The organism is Sinorhizobium sp. 22678 (genome assembly GCF_052044265.1).
GTDB classification, from domain to species: Bacteria; Pseudomonadota; Alphaproteobacteria; order Rhizobiales; family Rhizobiaceae; genus Sinorhizobium; species Sinorhizobium meliloti_A.
This window is the reverse complement of record NZ_JBQEMS010000029.1, coordinates 1-16,221: the sequence shown is the minus strand read 5'-3', so window position 1 is coordinate 16,221 and position 16,221 is coordinate 1. Positions and strand designations below refer to the sequence as shown.

12 protein-coding genes and 3 pseudogenes are annotated in these 16,221 nt (G+C 57.0%); 7 read left to right on the top strand and 8 right to left on the bottom strand.

All coding sequences use genetic code 11. The features are described 5' to 3' along the window. The first annotated feature begins 31 nt into the window (after positions 1-31). On the top strand, positions 32-640 hold the full coding sequence (locus ACTJKL_RS28035; RefSeq protein WP_245425111.1) for a class I SAM-dependent methyltransferase: 609 nt from the start codon (positions 32-34) through the stop codon (positions 638-640). Between the two features lie 74 nt (positions 641-714). On the opposite strand, the gene ACTJKL_RS28030 is transcribed toward ACTJKL_RS28035, so the two are convergent. Together ACTJKL_RS28030 and ACTJKL_RS28025 are read right to left on the bottom strand one after the other, a co-directional pair. After that, entirely contained in the window at positions 715-1,965 is a 1,251-nt protein-coding gene (locus tag ACTJKL_RS28030; RefSeq protein ID WP_102764669.1) for a glycosyltransferase family 4 protein, read from the bottom strand. A 19-nt stretch (positions 1,966-1,984) separates the two neighbouring features. Then, complete coding sequence (locus ACTJKL_RS28025) at positions 1,985-2,947, bottom strand: NAD-dependent epimerase/dehydratase family protein (RefSeq protein WP_180980765.1); 963 nt, start codon at positions 2,945-2,947, stop codon at positions 1,985-1,987. A gap of 309 nt (positions 2,948-3,256) precedes the next feature. On the opposite strand from ACTJKL_RS28025, the gene ACTJKL_RS28020 reads away from it, so the two are divergent. Then, complete coding sequence (locus ACTJKL_RS28020; RefSeq protein WP_440854356.1) at positions 3,257-4,606, top strand: nucleotide sugar dehydrogenase; 1,350 nt, start codon at positions 3,257-3,259, stop codon at positions 4,604-4,606. 149 nt (positions 4,607-4,755) lie between these two features. Here ACTJKL_RS28020 and ACTJKL_RS28015 read toward each other — a convergent pair whose 3' ends face one another. Next, the gene (locus tag ACTJKL_RS28015; protein WP_245425109.1) at positions 4,756-6,252 is read right to left on the bottom strand and encodes a lipopolysaccharide biosynthesis protein; all 1,497 of its coding nucleotides are present in this window, start codon (positions 6,250-6,252) and stop codon (positions 4,756-4,758) included. A 475-nt stretch (positions 6,253-6,727) separates the two neighbouring features. Here ACTJKL_RS28015 and ACTJKL_RS28010 point away from each other — a divergent pair, with 475 nt between their 5' ends. Next, entirely contained in the window at positions 6,728-8,173 is a 1,446-nt protein-coding gene (locus ACTJKL_RS28010) for a hypothetical protein (protein WP_102762241.1), read from the top strand. Positions 8,174-8,740: 567 nt separating this feature from the next. On the opposite strand, the gene ACTJKL_RS28005 is transcribed toward ACTJKL_RS28010, so the two are convergent. The 4 genes and pseudogenes from ACTJKL_RS28005 to ACTJKL_RS27990 form a co-directional block, all read right to left on the bottom strand. After that, positions 8,741-9,517: a LuxR C-terminal-related transcriptional regulator gene (locus ACTJKL_RS28005; protein WP_440854355.1), complete on the bottom strand. Its 777-nt coding sequence runs from the start codon at positions 9,515-9,517 to the stop codon at positions 8,741-8,743. Positions 9,518-10,613: 1,096 nt separating this feature from the next. Beyond that, positions 10,614-10,919, bottom strand: a pseudogene (locus ACTJKL_RS28000) (hypothetical protein); the annotation flags it as partial. 172 nt (positions 10,920-11,091) lie between these two features. Further along, positions 11,092-11,388 (bottom strand): hypothetical protein, encoded by a 297-nt coding sequence (locus tag ACTJKL_RS27995; protein ID WP_014989677.1) that lies wholly within the window; start codon positions 11,386-11,388, stop codon positions 11,092-11,094. Next, positions 11,388-11,606 (bottom strand): annotated as a pseudogene (locus tag ACTJKL_RS27990) (transposase domain-containing protein); the annotation flags it as partial. The pseudogene ACTJKL_RS27990 and the gene ACTJKL_RS27995, both read right to left, overlap by 1 nt. Before the next feature lie 76 nt (positions 11,607-11,682). Here ACTJKL_RS27990 and ACTJKL_RS27985 point away from each other — a divergent pair. After that, on the top strand, positions 11,683-12,804 hold the full coding sequence (locus ACTJKL_RS27985) for an IS110 family RNA-guided transposase (RefSeq protein WP_440854354.1): 1,122 nt from the start codon (positions 11,683-11,685) through the stop codon (positions 12,802-12,804). 578 nt (positions 12,805-13,382) lie between these two features. Here ACTJKL_RS27985 and ACTJKL_RS27980 read toward each other — a convergent pair. After that, a complete protein-coding gene (locus tag ACTJKL_RS27980; protein ID WP_440854353.1) occupies positions 13,383-13,682 on the bottom strand; it encodes a hypothetical protein in 300 nt (99 codons plus the stop codon). A 74-nt stretch (positions 13,683-13,756) separates the two neighbouring features. Between ACTJKL_RS27980 and ACTJKL_RS27975 the strand changes: the two are divergent. The 3 genes and pseudogenes from ACTJKL_RS27975 to ACTJKL_RS27965 form a co-directional block, all read left to right on the top strand. Further along, positions 13,757-14,050 (top strand): annotated as a pseudogene (locus tag ACTJKL_RS27975) (hypothetical protein). 199 nt (positions 14,051-14,249) lie between these two features. Further along, positions 14,250-14,465: a hypothetical protein gene (locus ACTJKL_RS27970; protein WP_018099480.1), complete on the top strand. Its 216-nt coding sequence runs from the start codon at positions 14,250-14,252 to the stop codon at positions 14,463-14,465. Positions 14,466-15,175: 710 nt separating this feature from the next. Then, the coding region (locus ACTJKL_RS27965) for a calcium-binding protein (protein ID WP_440854352.1) at positions 15,176-16,221 on the top strand (1,046 nt) is incomplete at its 3' end.

Sequence of the window (16,221 nt, the reverse complement as noted above, 5' to 3'; positions counted from 1 at the left end):
GAAAAGCATGTACAGACAAGCGCGAAATGCGGTGCGCGACCTTCTTCGGACGCGCGCGCCCTACCTGGTTCGCTACATCAGTACGTTTCATCTCACCGATGACCGCAGACTCCTCGAGACGGTTATTCTCCCCTATCTGCGCGACGATCCTGCTGTCAAACGTGTTCTGTTTGTCGGCTGCGAGTGGTACACAAAGCCTTGTGAATCGAAGTTTCGCGCCAAGGAATATTGGACGATCGATATAGATCCCAATAAGCGCCGCTTCGGAGCACGACGCCATATGGTTGATGCTCTGAGGAACCTCGAACGGCATAGGCCCGCCGATTACTTCGATGCGATTATCTGCAATGGCGTCTTCATGAAAACGGCAATCGAAACGCGCGACGACGCTGAAGCCTCGTTCCGGGCATGCTGGCGTTGTCTGCGCCCCGGCGGCTGGTTCGTTCTCGGCTGGAACGACATCGACGAGTTGCGGCCCTATCCTCCCTCGGAGAGCCCGACGCTTTCGGCTTTTACCCGCACTTCATTTCCCCCGCTAGGTGCGAGCGAGCATCGGACGGACACAAGCTACGGACACACTTATACGTTTTTCAGGAAGCCAGAATCCATTCAGGAAGGCCTTTTGGGAAAATACGTCTAATTCAAAGTCTTGGATGGACCGGATGGGATGACTGGACTGAGGAAACGAAACATGGACCTAGCTACTAGCGGTGCTCATCTGCTCACCCGCTCATAAACGGACCTTAGCCGCTCCGCGCGCGCCTCCCACGAATAAAGCGCCACGGCGCGCTCGCGTCCTTCGTTCCCCATTCCTCTTGCGCGGGCGGGATCATCCAGAACGGTGATCAGTGCCTGCGAGAGTTCGCCCGGAGCATCGGCCTCCACCAACATCCCGGTATGTCCGTCCAGGATGGATTCACACATACCCCCGACCCGCGTTCCCACCACCGGAATTCCGCAGGCCATTCCTTCCACGACAGAAATCCCAAAGCTCTCGCTGAGCGACGGATTCACCACGATATCGGCGTCGTGGTAGGCCGCAATGAGTTCCTTGTGGGACACATTGCCAACGAATCGGATCCGATCCCGTAGCCTGTGGCGATCTATGAGTTCGTCCAGGTGTTCCTGATATCTGCATCTATTCCATTGGTCGTAGAAACGGTTGAGATCTATGACACGGGGGTCTGACGAGAGGCTGGTCAGGAAGTCAACAGGGAGAGGAGAATAGGGCCCCGCGATCCGCAGTTCCACGTCCGGGAAGCGCAGCGCGACTTCACTGAAGGCCTCTACGAGCGTGTGAAGCCCCTTTTCTGGTGATATTCGCCCGACGAACAGGATTACACGCCCGGTTCTTGGGTCACCTGGTGCTCCCGCTTCGCCCGGCCGAAAATGGAAGACATCGACGCCGTTGCCGACAGAGGCAACAGCTCCGGGATAGTCCGGGAATGCAGAACGAAATGTTTCGGCTATGTGATCGCTGACGGCGACCACGGCATCCACTACCTCAAGTTGGGAGGCCACCTGATCGCGGTCACGCTGTGACAACCACTCACATTGCATCTCGAGCACGAGCCTATGAGATGAGCTGGACGCCTTTAGAGCCCGGCTCCACTTCCAATAGTTCATCAGATGGACGATATCCGGCCGGTCCAGGGCCAGATAACGACGAATTTCGTTCTTATATTGGGAATGGTCGTCGGCCTTCCGGTCCAGTTGCGTCCAACGCGCCAAGCGAGGAAATTCGCGAATAACCTTTTGCTGCAGCCTGTCGCGCCGTACCGGAGCTCGCCGCAAAGCGAATGGCAGGTCCGCCGGAACTCTGTCGTCCCGGTAGTGTCTTCCATAGACCGTGATGTGCAAGCTGTTACTGAGGTGAAGCGCAGTATTGTAGACAATCAGCCCGATCGAATTCTGAACCGGCGGGAAAAGTCTATCGTAAGGCTGCCCGACATAGACCAGCTTCATTCATGCCCCCAACGTGTGCTCACGCGACTTTTCTGAGCTCATGAGAGCTTTGCGACTTGGAGACGTGTTCGGCAAGGCGCCTAATGCCCTCTTCTAGTGGAACCAAGGGACGGTTCAAGAGTGCCTTCATCTTGCTCGTGTCAGGGCACCGGCGCGTCATGTCGCCCTCTGTTAGCGGTGGACGGAACTCCAATTTTGACGATGAGCCCAGCACGCCGATGACGATTTCGGCGAGTTGTCGAATGCTCACTTCCAGATCGCTGCCTACGTTGATGACATCGTTCTCGTGCGAGCGAGTTCGATGTACCGCAATGCACGTGTCAACCGTGTCGTCAACATAACAGAAAGTGCGCGTTTGCGAACCATCCCCGTAAATGGTCAGAGGCTCACCGAGAAGTGCAGCATGCACGAAACGCGGCAGCACGAAATCTTCGCTCTGGCGTGGTCCATAGGTGTTGAAGAAGCGGAAAATCGTGAAGGGGAGTCCGAATTCACGCTGATAGGTGCGTAGATAGACTTCTCCAAGATTCTTCACGACAGCATATGGCAGGCGCGAGTTCAGCGGCGTGGTGTTCTCATTTTGGGGAATCTCAAAAGGCTCCCCATAAACTTCTGATGAGGAAGCGAAGTACACACGCTCGGCGCCCGTGTTCTTGCACAGTCTCAGCACGTTCTCTATTCCGGCAATATCGCGCAATACGAGTAATGGGTTTGCCAAGGTGCGCTGCACGCCGACGACGGCTGCGAAATGGAAGACATGTGTGAAATGGAAGCGATAGAACAAGGAGGAGATGTCGTCGAAATCGTTCGCATCCGCCTTTATGACGGTCAGGTTTCCGGCGTCGATTTGTACTTTATCGCGACTGCCGGTCGACAAGTTGTCAGCCACGACCACTTGGGTCTGAGGGAGTTTGACCAAGGCGCGAGTGAGTGCGCTGCCGATGTTGCCCGCACCTCCGGTGATCAAAATTGACTGTGTCATCATCCCACCTGTACCAAGCAGCCGATAGTGGCCGCCGATGCGTCGGCGTCATCCACAACACGCCCTGCCCGCTCATAAGCGGAGAAATGTCAAAGGCTCTTTGCTGCGCTCGAGATTGAGTGTCGCAGCGAACGATTTATTTGACAACTTCGGCTGGATAAGCATTTCGACTGTTCTCCTTTTGGCGCAACTCAACTTTTTTGAGATGTAGAGCGCCTCGCAGAATACATCCAATTTGCTGATTGCCGGGAACTACTTCACTGCAATAATTGAGACGATGCTCCATTTTCGACATGGGGACGAAAGCATATGCAACACATGAACACTGGTCCTGATGCCGAAGAACTGCTGAACCGCATCCGGACGCGGGACTGCACGATCGGCATTATGGGGCTTGGATATGTCGGATTGCCGCTCGCTCTGAGCTCGCTTGAGGCGGGGTTCAGGGTTATCGGTTTCGACATCGACCAGTCGCGGGTCGCGCTGCTTAACCGCGGCGAAAGCGGAATAAAGCATCTGGCTGGCCCAGCCATCCAACAGGCTGTTGACAGCAAGCGGTTTCGCGCCACGAGCGATTTCTCTGCGTTGAGCATGCCTGATGCGATCCTGATAGCGGTTCCGACGCCGCTTACCAGAAATCGGGAGCCAAACCTGTCGTTTGTCGAAAACAGCGCAAGGGCCATCGCTGACCGGCTCCGTCCTGGGCAACTTATCGTCTTAGAGTCGACCACTTGGCCAGGCACGACACGAGAAATCGTGCGGCCGCTGCTGGAAGCGACGAACCTTGTTCTCGGAAAGGATTTTTTTCTTGCATATTCGCCCGAGCGCGAAGACCCCGGAAACGAAGTGCACACTACCACCAGTGTTCCGAAGGTGATCGGCGCCGACGATCCGTCTTCACTGGAAATTGCGCAAGCACTGTACAGCCAGATTATCGTGCGGACTGTTCCCGTGACTTCAACCGCAACCGCGGAGGCGGTCAAGCTAACGGAGAACATTTTTCGCTCCGTGAACATTGCCTTGGTCAACGAGCTGAAGGTCATCTTCGACCGGATGGGCATCGATGTTTGGGAAGTGATCGAAGCCGCCAAGACAAAGCCGTTTGGATATATGGCGTTCTACCCAGGACCAGGTCTCGGCGGCCACTGCATCCCCATCGACCCGTTCTACCTGACATGGAAGGCTCGCGAGTACGAAGTAGCAACGCGCTTCATAGAATTAGCTGGAGAGGTCAACACGAACATGCCGCACTACGTTGTTGACCGCCTTGTGGAGGCTTTGGACCGCAAAGCCCGCCGCGGCTTGAACGAATCTCGGATCCTATTGATCGGGATGGCTTACAAGAAGAATGTGGGGGATACACGAGAGAGCCCGGCGCTGAGGCTAATCGACCTGATGGAGCGACGGGGCGCAGTCGTTGACTACCACGATCCTTACGTGCCTGAGATTCCCGCCACAAGAGAGTATGCCGCGTTAGCAGGTCGGCGCTCGGTGGATATTTCAGCCGACCGCCTGGCCTCGTTTGATGCCATTGTCATCACGACAGATCATGATGCCATTGATTGGAGAACCGTCGTTGAAGGTGCAAAGCTGGTGGTCGACACCAGAAATGTCTGTGCACGCTTCCATGTGAGCGCCCCTAATGTAGTAAAAGCATAAACTGCCCGACTGCAAGGCTCCGTGGGATAGCGTCAGCGAATTGTATTCTGACAAGCCGCCGGTTCGAGGTAGGTACCGGGAAGCGCCGCGGGGACCTGGTCAGTGTGCTTGTGAGAGCGCTGCCATTTTCTCCGATGATCTGGTTGCTCCTATTCGCGAAGGCTTAGAAGCATGTCGCGGACTTTGAGCAGGTCCGCACGCACCAGCAGGACGGCTGCGGCAATATAGATGGGAGCGCCGATCGCGATCCCTGCTGCCACTGTGACAGCCTGCGGGAGATCATCCGGGGCGGCCAGCAACCATGCACTAACGATCACGAACATGAGTGCGGCCGCGCCCGCCAATCTCGGGAAGATTGCCAATGGCTTCGACACGTCGATATGAGCGGTATGCTGTACGTAGAAGAGAAAGACCGGCAGCAGGAGCAAATTACAGGCGACGAGCGCAGCAATTACTGCCTCCAGACTAATCTGTGCTGCGGCGGTGAGCAGGACGAGACTGAAAAGCGTGTAAATCATATTTAGTTTCAGGACCAAACTCGATTGCCCGAGCGCAAGGATCGTATACGCACACAAGCTGTCGATCGTACGCTGCAATCCCAATATCATGAGGATCTGGACGGCGACCACGGCGCTTGTCCATTGTGGCCCAAAGACCAAGGGAACGGCGACAGGCGCGATCGCGGCAAAGCCCACGAAGGCGGGAAAGCCAGCAATTGCGGCCATCCGCACGCTTGTGTTGAAGAAGTGATCGATCTTGTCCGGTTCGCGTTGAACTCTGGCCACGGCGGGCATCGTTATCGCCGCCAAAGGACCGAGTAGGAACTCCCCCAAAAGGTCAAGGGGGCGACGGGCGATGGCGTAAACGCCAACAGCAACAGGCCCGAAAAACAGGCCAAGGATGACTTTTGGAATCTCTTCGTTCACGAAGGTCCATAGAGTTTGGACGACGATGGGGCCGGCAAACCCGAACAATTCGCGGCAACGTGCGTAAGAGTACGCCATGCGGGGCCGCCACGAACTGCCGAGAAGAATAACCGTTGTTTCTACAATCGCTTTTGCGACCTGCATCAAGACCAGGCTCCACATGCCGTAGCCGCCGATCGCCATGGTCAAACCCACGGTTCCGCCGACCATCGTTCCGGTCAATGTGCGCAGTGTGAAGAGGCGAAAATTAAGCTCACGCTTGAGGACCGCTGTTGGAACTGCCGCCAAGGACTGAACCACGACAATTATGGCGGTCCAGCGCACAAGGCCCTCGAGAAGCGGTTCGCCGAAGAGCTCGGCGACCACTCCGGCGAACCCCCAGATGAGAGCGCTCAGCGTTGCACCGGTCGCAACAAGCAGCCAGAACGCTGAATCCACATGAATGGGCTCGATCTCCGCGCGCTGTACAAGTGCATCAGGTATCCCTCTCGTCACGACCGTTGCTAGAATAGTTGGAGCAACCATGGCGAGTGTGGCGAGGCCGAATTCCTCCGGACCCAGATGGCGAGCCAGAATGATGAAGACGGCGAACATGGCCACCTGACGGCCCCATGTCTCGGCGGCTGCCCATGCCGCGCTGCTGACAACCTTTTTGCCTAGCGAAGTCATCTCGGATCCTTGGACATTCGCGGGATCTTGATCTTGGAGGTCAAATTGCATGGATGCGGATCATCTCCTTACGGCGTGTGCTGTTCGCCCGATCCGGTTTGGTACATGCAAGTCCGCGGCCACTTACCGAATTCCGTAGTTGCGGTATGCGATCAGGCTAGCGGCCCGGGGGATGAAAGCAAATCTCTCCATTTTGGGGAGGGCGTAAACCCTCCCACTCCTTTCGCAGGGCCATCGCATGTGGCGCGAACCAGGAGAACCGGACAGACGGGAGAAGCAGCCTCGCAACCATCGGCATATTTGCATAGGTTCGCTGAGGTGCAGTGGCGTTTGGCGATGGGCTCGTCGTCGGCAGACCTCGGCGGGCGGAGGTGACCTAAAGCGAAAAGGCCACCAAATCATTGCAGGTCCCTACTCCGTTTGACGCCCTTGCATTCCGCGCAACAATTGCCAAGGATTGCATGAGGCAAGTTGCGACCAATTCGCGTGCCTTCGGTCTGCGTTGCAGAGTTGGAACCGGCAGCCCATGCAGATCTCGTTCGTCGGCCTTTTAATCTGTGCGGGGATATTGGTGATCGGCTATTATTGCCGCGCTCCATTGATCATTGGCCTCATCGTCTCGCTTGCTTTCGGTGCCACTGCAGTTATGACTCTGAGCGCGATTGGAGGCTCGTCACCGCTCATATACACCTTCTTCGCCGCGCTTTTGATAACGGCAGTTGTCAGCAGACGGCGCATGTGGCGGGACCTTGGTCACGTGTTCGGCAAAATTCGACCGGTTTGGGTGCTCACGAGCCTGATGCTCTATGCCGTGGTCGGCGCATGGTTGTTTCCGCGCTTTTTTGCGGGACAGACGAGCGTATTCGTTCAGGCAGCCATGAGGCGCGGGGTCATCGAGGCTCCGCTTGCGCCGGTCTCGGGCAACATTACCCAAACCGGGTATTTTGTTCTGGGCGGCCTCACCGCCATCGCCTTATGCGTCCTACTCCTGCAAGAAAATAGGTTGGAGAGTATCCGACGCGGATTTCTTCTGTGGTGTAGTGTTCACGTCGTTTTCGGACTCCTTGATCTGCTGGGCAAGGTCGCTGGAGCCGGCGATATCCTGTCGCCTATCCGCACGGCCAGCTACGCCATGCTTACCGAGGTCATCGAAAATGGCTTTTGGCGCATTACTGGGGCCGCATCCGAGGCATCGTCCTTCGGCGGCGGCTCACTGGTCTGCCTCTCATTTTGTTACGTTTATTGGCGAAAGACAAAGTCACGCGTGGCTCAGGCACTGGCCTTCCTCTTACTCGTCCTCTTGCTTCTTTCCACGTCTTCTGTTGCCTATGTCGGCCTAGTCGTACTGAGCATTCCCGTGGCACTTTCCATTTCGTGGTCGTTTCTGTCCGGCCGAATGGACAAGGACGAGATCCTGATCATCGCGTTGCTTGCGCTCGCAGCCGTCACTGTCATGGCAGTCGTGCAGTACGATGAAGAATTCTTCGCGCCTTTTGTCCATCTGATCGATTCCATGGTTCTCAACAAAGCCAGTTCCGCGTCCGGTCAGGAGCGTGCCTACTGGAATATTAAGAGCCTCCAGGCTTTTGTCGAGACGGGTGGTCTCGGCGTCGGCTTGGGCAGTTCGCGTGCCTCCAGCTGGCCGATTGCAGTGGCTTCGCAGCTTGGCCTCGTTGGCGGGGCTATGATGGTGACGCTGCTGCTGGTTATACTCAGGGGCATGGGAAGCCTAAAGGGGCACATTCATCCCGAAGCAAATGCGGTGATATCGAGCGTGCAGGCTTGCGCGATCGGTTCCGTCGTCGCTGGATCTTTGGGTGCTGGGAGTGCCGATCCGGGCATGATTTTCTTCATTGCACTTGCCGTGATCTCGACGAGCAGAGTGAATGCCCGCAGAAGCAGGGATGCCAGGATGCGCACCATACGGCTTGGTCAGCCTGAGCCTCTCGCTTACCGACCCGCCGCGTATTGATGTGCTTAAAAGGTGGACTGCCGCGCGGGCTATTACATTCCGGTAAAAAACCATCTTCACCAAAAGTCATTTTCACCGTCGCGGTGCGGACTCCTCCATTTTCCGACGGGACGACCAAATCCTCTTGACTTCCGTTCGCCGGCCTGGAGCAAGACCTGTTCGGCTCCAGGATCGAGTGCATATCCCTCTCCATTCAGGTCTCATAGTGCCTGGACACGAGCCCTCCGAGCAATCAGTGGCTTAGGGTCAGTCGTTTGTCGTTGGGTTGTGGCGGGAACTGGGGAACAGTTGCTCGACAGCTTGCCGGCTTGGGCTAAGATGAGAGGCCTGGTCGACCGATGAGGGATGGCGATCGGGCGATCGGCCTTTGTTGGGCATCAAAATCGTTGCATTTGAACATTTGACACGTCCTGTGCGCGAATGTTTGTTCAACGCCACGGATGCGCGATGACGCTAAGGAATACACACTGGCCGCTCTGTTAGGCTCATTGCGCAGTCCTGCCTAACTATTTGGATCAGCGCAGCCTTGTGCAAGCGCGTACGATCGGCCTGAACGGACTAAGTGGCTCAGGAGGTGGGTGTATCGCCTGAAAAGAGGCCGTTCAGCTTACAAGCTACCTCGGTTCGGTTGGTAACCTTCAGTTTTTTCATGATATGGCGCACATGGACCTTGACCGTGCTTTCGCGGAGCTTGAGTTCGTAGGCTATGATCTTGTTCGCCTTGCCTTTTCGTAGCGCCTCGACCACTTCCGCTTGACGTACGGTGAACATCCCCACTAGCGGCGAAACTTCCTGCCTCTCAGTCGCGATCAGGTGGCGTGCCGCGAGAACACTGCTCGCCGGCACAAAGACGCCGCCCGCGATCGCCAAACCGATCGCTTCAATGCACACGTCCACGCCGACAGATGTCGGGATATAGCCTTGCGCGCCGCTTTCAAGAACCCGCAAGATTTGGGTGATGTCGTCGCTGTCGGACAGGACAACGACGGGTGCGGGGCGAAACTCGGATGCGAGCCTAGGAATTTCTGTCTCAATCTCGCGGAGTTTGCGCGCACCGCTATTGAGGAGGACGGCTGCAATGGGGGGACGGTTGCCCTTCATCTCCCGCCAATCGTCAATCGATCCGAAGGCGGCAACAGCCATCCCTATACCGTGATTAATGAGGGTTCTGGCCAGGCATTCGCGACCTAACGCCCTACTATCAAGGACAAGCAAGCACGGCTTGTCTGCGTTTTCGAATGACTGCTCTTTCCCTCCGTTTGCCGCTGGCGAGGCACTTTTCGCGCGATGCGGCTCATTCGTGAATGCCGACACTTTCCCTAAATCCGGTATTGATGAAGCCATTGCCGATTCCCTCTGGTACCGCTAGACAGATAAATTTGCCAAAGAACTGCACGGACCAAGGAAGCAATTTCCGGCCGAGATTTTACTATAAATGTTTTACGCGAGCTTCGGCTTATTCCCTCGGACCGTTACTCCCCGAAAATTAGTTATCGATCAAAGAACGAATACAATCTTCCAGTAGATGGTCCTGAAGAACACATCAACAAAGATCGCGGGCATACGTCATGACGAATTGCCTGCACGATTTACATTTGGAACTGGAGTCCTCTGCTGTCCCAACGGATCAGCACTATTCCGGCCATGTTGATCCAATTGGCAAATGGCGCATGCAGCCGGGCCGACGCCGCGGGGCAAATCGTCTCCCATCAACGAAGGCCGATTGGTCGGCAAACCACGTCTTTCAACAGCCCACGTCGAAGAAGATCGGGTTCGCGACAAAGGGGGAACGTCACACGCTATTGCACATCTACTGTTCCACACCGGCGACGGTGGATGTCGTTTCGTCTCCTCAAAATAATATGCGACCGTCAGGTCTAATCACCTTAACCCTCGAATTAAGTGATGGGGGGCGCCATTTGGCAATTACCGAATGAGAGGCATAGCTACCATCTTCGAGGTAAGCCCGGTATCGCCTATTCACCTTTTGTAGGAGTATGTTAGGCGCCCCGCTCATCAGGAAGCTCATCAGGAAGCCATAGGAAGGCATTGCGCTCCTGTTTCCGTCTTTGAGACTGCAAAGTCGCGCCCCGCCTCGCTTCTGTTGCGGGCACCATTGAATGATCGAGGGCAAGTTCAGATATCGAAATCTCAGATGACGCGGCTGACGCCGTTGTTACGGCTGGAAATGCCGTCTACGTCGTCCTCGCCTCAAAAACTAAGCGCTAACGGGCGTCGACGAAAAGACACCCATGACGGCGCCGGCCGCCCACGGATACCCCATGAAGCAGAGTCAGGGATCACGACTGGGAGTTCCACCTGCAGCTATCGGCTCGGCCGCTGAGAATTCGCACAGAGCGTCTGCGCAACGCACTCTAGACGGCGCAGCCCAGCCCCTATTTAGAGTCATTCCTCGTTCAGGCTGCGCAGACGAGAAAAAACGGATTTCGAACGATGCAGGTGCTGACTTGAGAACTTGAGATATCGGCTTTCGAACGGATTGAATACGAAGGCATCCCTGCCCTTCTCGTCGGCAAACGCGTCGGCTTCCGCTTCCATTTCGGCCAGCCAGCGGCTAATGCGTTTTTGAGCTGTGCGGCCGGGTACGAACAGGCATTCAGACGGTCGCTCCAGCGAGCGCGAGGGAACGCTTCCCGAAACCGGGCCACCGTCCCCTGTCGTGCGGCAACTCAGTCGTTGCTCCAACACGTGGCGCGGGAGCTCTGTCATTCGCGTCTTCGTCTATAATTCCAAAACGCGGGAAGGCCGCCTCCCGTTCGCTTCACGCGTACGGTCCTTCACGGTGCCTTCCCTATTGTTTCGAAACGCTTGAAGCGCCCTCCAGCGGCCCTGACCATCGCAATCATCTTTCCACGCAAAGCTTTCGCAAGAGGCGTAACCGCCCGGTTGTTACGTTGTTACCGCGGGGATTTCGCTTTGATGCGCGCGATGAGCTCTTCGTCATCGACGAAGGCTTCGAGGAAGTCGTTCCATTCGTCAGCGGTGCGGCGAGCATGGGCGAGCATTTGTCTCAGCTCGTCAACCCCATCGTCAGTGAGAGCGGTGAGTGCCTCGTCTGTGCCATCGTAGACGCTGATGATACTGCCATAGGAGAGATTGTCGTCGTTGCTGACTATCGCCTGAAGGAGTTCAGGGTCCTCTCCAAGCTTTTTCGCGACGTGGTTTATCGTGAAGACATAGGTGACCGTAGCCATCAGGCGGCCTCGGCGCAGATGATTGCCACAGGTGCCCAGTTCCACGGGAGCAGTTCGTCGAGCCTATTGATCTTGTGATCGTGAATGCGGTCGAGCACGTCGGCCAGATAGGCCTGCGGATCGATGCCGTTCATCTTGGCCGTCTCGATGATCGTCATGGCACGCGCCAGGGTCTCCGCGCCGGTGTCAGCGCCAGCGAAGAGCCAGATGCTATGACCATTTCTTCTTGCGAAGGCGTGCTTTGAGGGCAGCATGGCCGGCGGCCATTTCGGTCGGGAGAAGGATGTATCCGTCATGAGTGATTACGATGCATATATTGGACTGGACGTCCATAAGGACTCTATTTCCGTGGCCCTTGCCGAAGCGGGAAGGTCGGGTGAGGTTCGCCTCATTGGTACGATCGCAAACGAACCAGACGCGATCTCCAAGCTAGTGAGGAAGCTTGGAGATCGGCACGGCCTCCTAGAGTTCGCCTACGATGCCGGCCCGTGTGGATATAACGTCTTCCGACAGATCGAGGGGCTTGGTTTTGATTGCAGGGTCGTCGCGCCAAGCCATACCCCCGTGCGGCCGGGCAACCGCCAGAAGAAGGACACCCGCGATGCCGTAATGCTCGCGCGGTTGTTGCGTGCAGGCGAACTCACATCGGTCTGGGTGCCGGACCCGGTGCATGAGGCGATGCGAGATCTGGTGCGCGCGCGTTCCGTCGCGTCCCACGATGCGCGCAAGGCTCGCACATTGGTTCAGCTGTTTTTGTTGAAGCACGATCTGCGCTATCCGGCCAAGTCCTGGACCTCCAGACATCGGACATGGCTTCGTAATCGACAATTTTCTCATCAAGCGCAGCAGATTGCATTTCAAAGCTACCTCAATCGCCTGGAACAGGCCGAAGCCCGCAAGAAGGAGCTGGAAGAGCAAATCGCGCTGGTTTCACAAACTTGGTCGCTGGGTCGCACGGTGTTGAACTTGCAGGCTTTCAAGGGTGTCGGCCTTGTCATTGCGGCAACGCTTGTCGCCGAGGTCGGGATGTTCTCGCGGTTCGATAATCCCCGCAAACTCATGGCCTATCTCGGCCTCGTTCCGGGGGAGCACTCGAGCGGCGGATCCATCCGATCGCGCGGAATAACCAAGAAAGGCAACTCCGCCTTGCGCGCCCTGTTGTTTGAAGCGGCTTGGTGTTATCGCGGGAGCGTCAAGGTGGGAAACTGGATACACAAGCGCCGTCCCGAGATCCCGCAGCCGATGAATGACATTGCATGGAAAGCGCAGGTTCGGCTGAACACGCGTTATCGGAAGCTGGTGGGATCGGGCAAAAAAAGCAATGTCGCCATCACTGCGATTGCTCGAGAACTGGTCGGTTTTCTTTGGGACGTCGCCTGTCGAACGGAAGCCGCAACGGCGTCACCGGCAGCGTAAAGCCGCATCCATCCTCAAGGATCGGGAAGAATCAGGGCGCCGAGAGCGGAGAAGGAAACCTCGGGCAAAAATTTGGACGGGTCCGACCTATGTCCGCAGCCAGATCGAGGCAGCCTTCCGACGCATCGTCACCATTGGGTAGCCAATCCCAGGACAAGAGTTTGGGCAACCGTCGAGTAGACTCGGCGCCCTGACCCATCCCGACCGTGAAGCAACCCTTATAGGGGGCGCCGTCCATGACAAAGTGCGGAGTTTACCTGCGATTGCCGGCGTTCCCCGCGACGTCTACGCTCCGTGGTGGCCTTACCATGAGCTGCGACGCAGCAGCCGGCCGCACTTAGAATTCCGCCCGACTGATAACTGCAACAACGGCCGGGCGATAAGAACAATCAAGAGCGTCGACAACGCATTTTACCTCGTCTGAATATTTCGGACTAGCCATGGTTCTATGAAGGCTCCATCAAGGCAGGCACGTTCCCGCCACATCGCCGTGTTAAAGTCACCACGTCCGATGGAGGCGATAGTGGACGATCGCGAGATAGAACGGCGAGCAAAGATCCTCTGGACCCAAGAGAACCCTAGTCGACCATGGCTTGCGGTCGCACAGCGGTTGCAAATGGGTGAAGACCTCTCAACAGGAGCAACAGAAGAGGATCGGGAGCGCTATCGGCAACGAGTGCGCGCCGGCGATTGATCTTCACGCCACCTTGAGTGACAGGTGCCGCAAGCATGGGCGATGTGCGCATTGGCGATCTGATGCGGCCGCTTGGCGGCATCGGCAGATTGGCGAATGCCGTCCGCATCTGCGCCATAGCGATGAGAAGCGCGTAGACTTCCGTCGGATCGGGATGGATGGAGTTGGCGGTGCGGTAGGCCATCATACGCTCTCCCCGTTGCGCGGAACCTTACCGGATGCGGTTGGTTGAGACCGGGTCACGAAAGGAATCCGACGATGAGTGATCCCAAAGACGGCAAACTCACCCAACAGCAGACGCCATCCCGGCAGAAGGCAGTGCCACCGGAGATGGATTTCGAACCCGTTCCGTTGCCAGATCAAGCCGCCGAACCCGGCACCAAAGACGCCGATGCTCCTCCGGCACGAAGCGGCCAGACAAAAAAGCGGGAGTAGCCGACGGGAAATGCCGGCAAGGACATTCCGGTGCATCACAATGGCCGGATCGAGCGGAAGGTTTGGCTGCGGCCATCGCCAGTTTCCCTCTCTCACATGCGGATGGGAGTTCAGTGAGAACGACTATCGTCCAAAGGTACCACACGCGACGTCAATTCTCGTCGCGAGTTGGTCTCCGGGCGGCATCTCGGTCCAGGAGAACGAAGACTTAGCCGTTAAATCGAGGAGACCTGCTTATTCCGCCCCCCTGCCTTGATCTCTCCATTATTAGCTTTCGTTAATGCTCTCTGCCGACCGGATCGCAGGGGAGCGACCAATGGAAGAATTTTTTCAGCCAGTTCTCGTCAGAAACATCCGCCATTCGGATCTGGAGAGGCTTTGCAAGTCCGTGAAGACGTATGCGGGGTGCTACGTTCTAAAGGACCCAAGCGGCGAGGCAAAAACAGCTGGCCTCGATGCCCACTGCTGGTTCCCGTCACGCGACGACAGCATCCTATTCCAGCTGCAATGGGCAGCCCCTGACGGCGACTAACAGGCAATCCGTCCCTGGATGATGAAATCATGACGCGCGGAACATCAACAACCCGCTCACCGGGTGAAGGCTCTCCGCTACAATCCGTGCCTTCTGATCGTTGGACAATCACGGTCTCCACGACGAGGTTCGACAATTTCGCATCGCCCAACAATTCTTAGCCATTCGCCTTGCCAAATCTCCAGCTCCTGCCGAAAACCTCAATACTCAGAAATACGCGCAATTAATGGTCTAGGCGGCGCATACGGCCAATTGCGTTGGGCGCTCGCTTGGTCACACCGTGATTTGGATCGTACCGGCCCACATACAGGGGCGGGCACTATCCATCAGGTCTAAGCCATCTGGTCTGCCTTTCCCCCCATCAGGCCGAATTAAGATGTTAATGCAGCTGAGCTATAAGGTAGCTGCGTTTCAGATCTCGGGGCATCGAGCTCGGGGTACTGAACTGACTTTCAATCCCGCGAGCCTGGAAAAACAATGCCTGCCACGGCGACCTATGAAACGACTCGTAACGCCTATATCGACGGTCTCCTTGGCGACCGGAAATGGGCGCTCAAGGACCTCACGTTCCGTTTCCCGACCAACTAGGATCGATTTTCATCATGTAGAAGCAATGGCTTGCTTGCAAATGCGCAATTCGCTCGCAAGGCATGTCACCGTTGCCTCATTCGACCTTCGCAACCCACGGCAGAATACCAGGGGATAAACGAATGAACATCAATGGAACCAATGTCGCCAACAGGCTCATGGGGACAAATCTTGCGGACGCGCTTCGTGGCTATGATGGGAACGATTACCTCTGGGGTAATGCCGGTGACGACTATCTCGACGGCGGGCTTGGCAACGACTGGCTCTATGGCGGACTTGGCAACGACTTTTTCAAGGCCGGAGCGGGTGATGACTACGCGGAAGGCGGCGACGGCAATGACAGTTTCGACGGCGGCGCTGGCGCCGACACGCTGATCGGCGGGCTCGGCAACGATATCTTTTCCGGCGAAGACGGCAATGACATCATCAACGGCGGCGATGGCCATGACCACGTCCTGGCGGGTGCCGGTAACGACAAGATCTATGGGGGCGCCGGCGAGGAATACATCGACGCCGGAGCGGGAGACGACATCATCTATGCCGGCTCTGGAAACGACGGCTTCAACAACCGCATTGATCTCGCAACGGGCAAGCTGACGCAGCAGGCGGTCGGTGGTGGTGCCGGCAACGATACGATCTACGGCGAAGAGGGCAATGACGCCCTGAAGGGGCAATCCGGAAACGACCGGGTCTATGGCGGCATCGGCGACGACATCGTCGATGGCGGCGACGGGAACAACTACCTCGATGGCGGTGATGGGAATGACGTGCTCGACTCCGAGGGCGGCATCGACGAAGCCCACGGCGGTAACGGTAACGATCGGATTGCCGCAGGCGCCGGCAACGATCGGGCATTCGGGGATGCCGGAGACGATATCCTGACGGGCGAAGCTGGCGACGACGTGCTTGCTGGCGGCCTCGGCAACGACCTTGTCATTGCCGGAGACGGAAACGACACGCTTCGCGGCGACGCGGGCAGAGATACCCTGCTTGGCGACGCGGGAAGCGACATCCTGTGGGGTGGCGCCGATGCCGACCGCTTCGTCTTCAAGGGCGCGGGTTCGCTCGTCGGACGGGACTCCGTGATGGACTTCCAGGACGGCACGGATCTATTTGTCCTGGAGAAATTAGGCATCAAGCAATATTCAGCCTCCGGCGCCGCCGGCAC

Excerpts from the sequence above, each read along its gene's own strand:
- ACTJKL_RS28020 (WP_440854356.1), top strand. The coding sequence starts at position 3,257 with ATGCAACACATGAACACTGGTCCTGATGCCGAAGAACTGCTGAACCGC.
- ACTJKL_RS27970 (WP_018099480.1), top strand. The coding sequence starts at position 14,250 with ATGGAAGAATTTTTTCAGCCAGTTCTCGTCAGAAACATCCGCCATTCG.
- ACTJKL_RS27995 (WP_014989677.1), bottom strand. The coding sequence starts at position 11,388 with ATGGCTACGGTCACCTATGTCTTCACGATAAACCACGTCGCGAAAAAG.
- ACTJKL_RS28010 (WP_102762241.1), top strand. The coding sequence starts at position 6,728 with ATGCAGATCTCGTTCGTCGGCCTTTTAATCTGTGCGGGGATATTGGTG.
- ACTJKL_RS27980 (WP_440854353.1), bottom strand. The coding sequence starts at position 13,682 with ATGGCCTACCGCACCGCCAACTCCATCCATCCCGATCCGACGGAAGTC.
- ACTJKL_RS27985 (WP_440854354.1), top strand. The coding sequence starts at position 11,683 with ATGAGTGATTACGATGCATATATTGGACTGGACGTCCATAAGGACTCT.
- ACTJKL_RS28015 (WP_245425109.1), bottom strand. The coding sequence starts at position 6,252 with ATGCAATTTGACCTCCAAGATCAAGATCCCGCGAATGTCCAAGGATCC.
- ACTJKL_RS28005 (WP_440854355.1), bottom strand. The coding sequence starts at position 9,517 with ATGGCTTCATCAATACCGGATTTAGGGAAAGTGTCGGCATTCACGAAT.
- ACTJKL_RS28030 (WP_102764669.1), bottom strand. The coding sequence starts at position 1,965 with ATGAAGCTGGTCTATGTCGGGCAGCCTTACGATAGACTTTTCCCGCCG.
- ACTJKL_RS28025 (WP_180980765.1), bottom strand. The coding sequence starts at position 2,947 with ATGACACAGTCAATTTTGATCACCGGAGGTGCGGGCAACATCGGCAGC.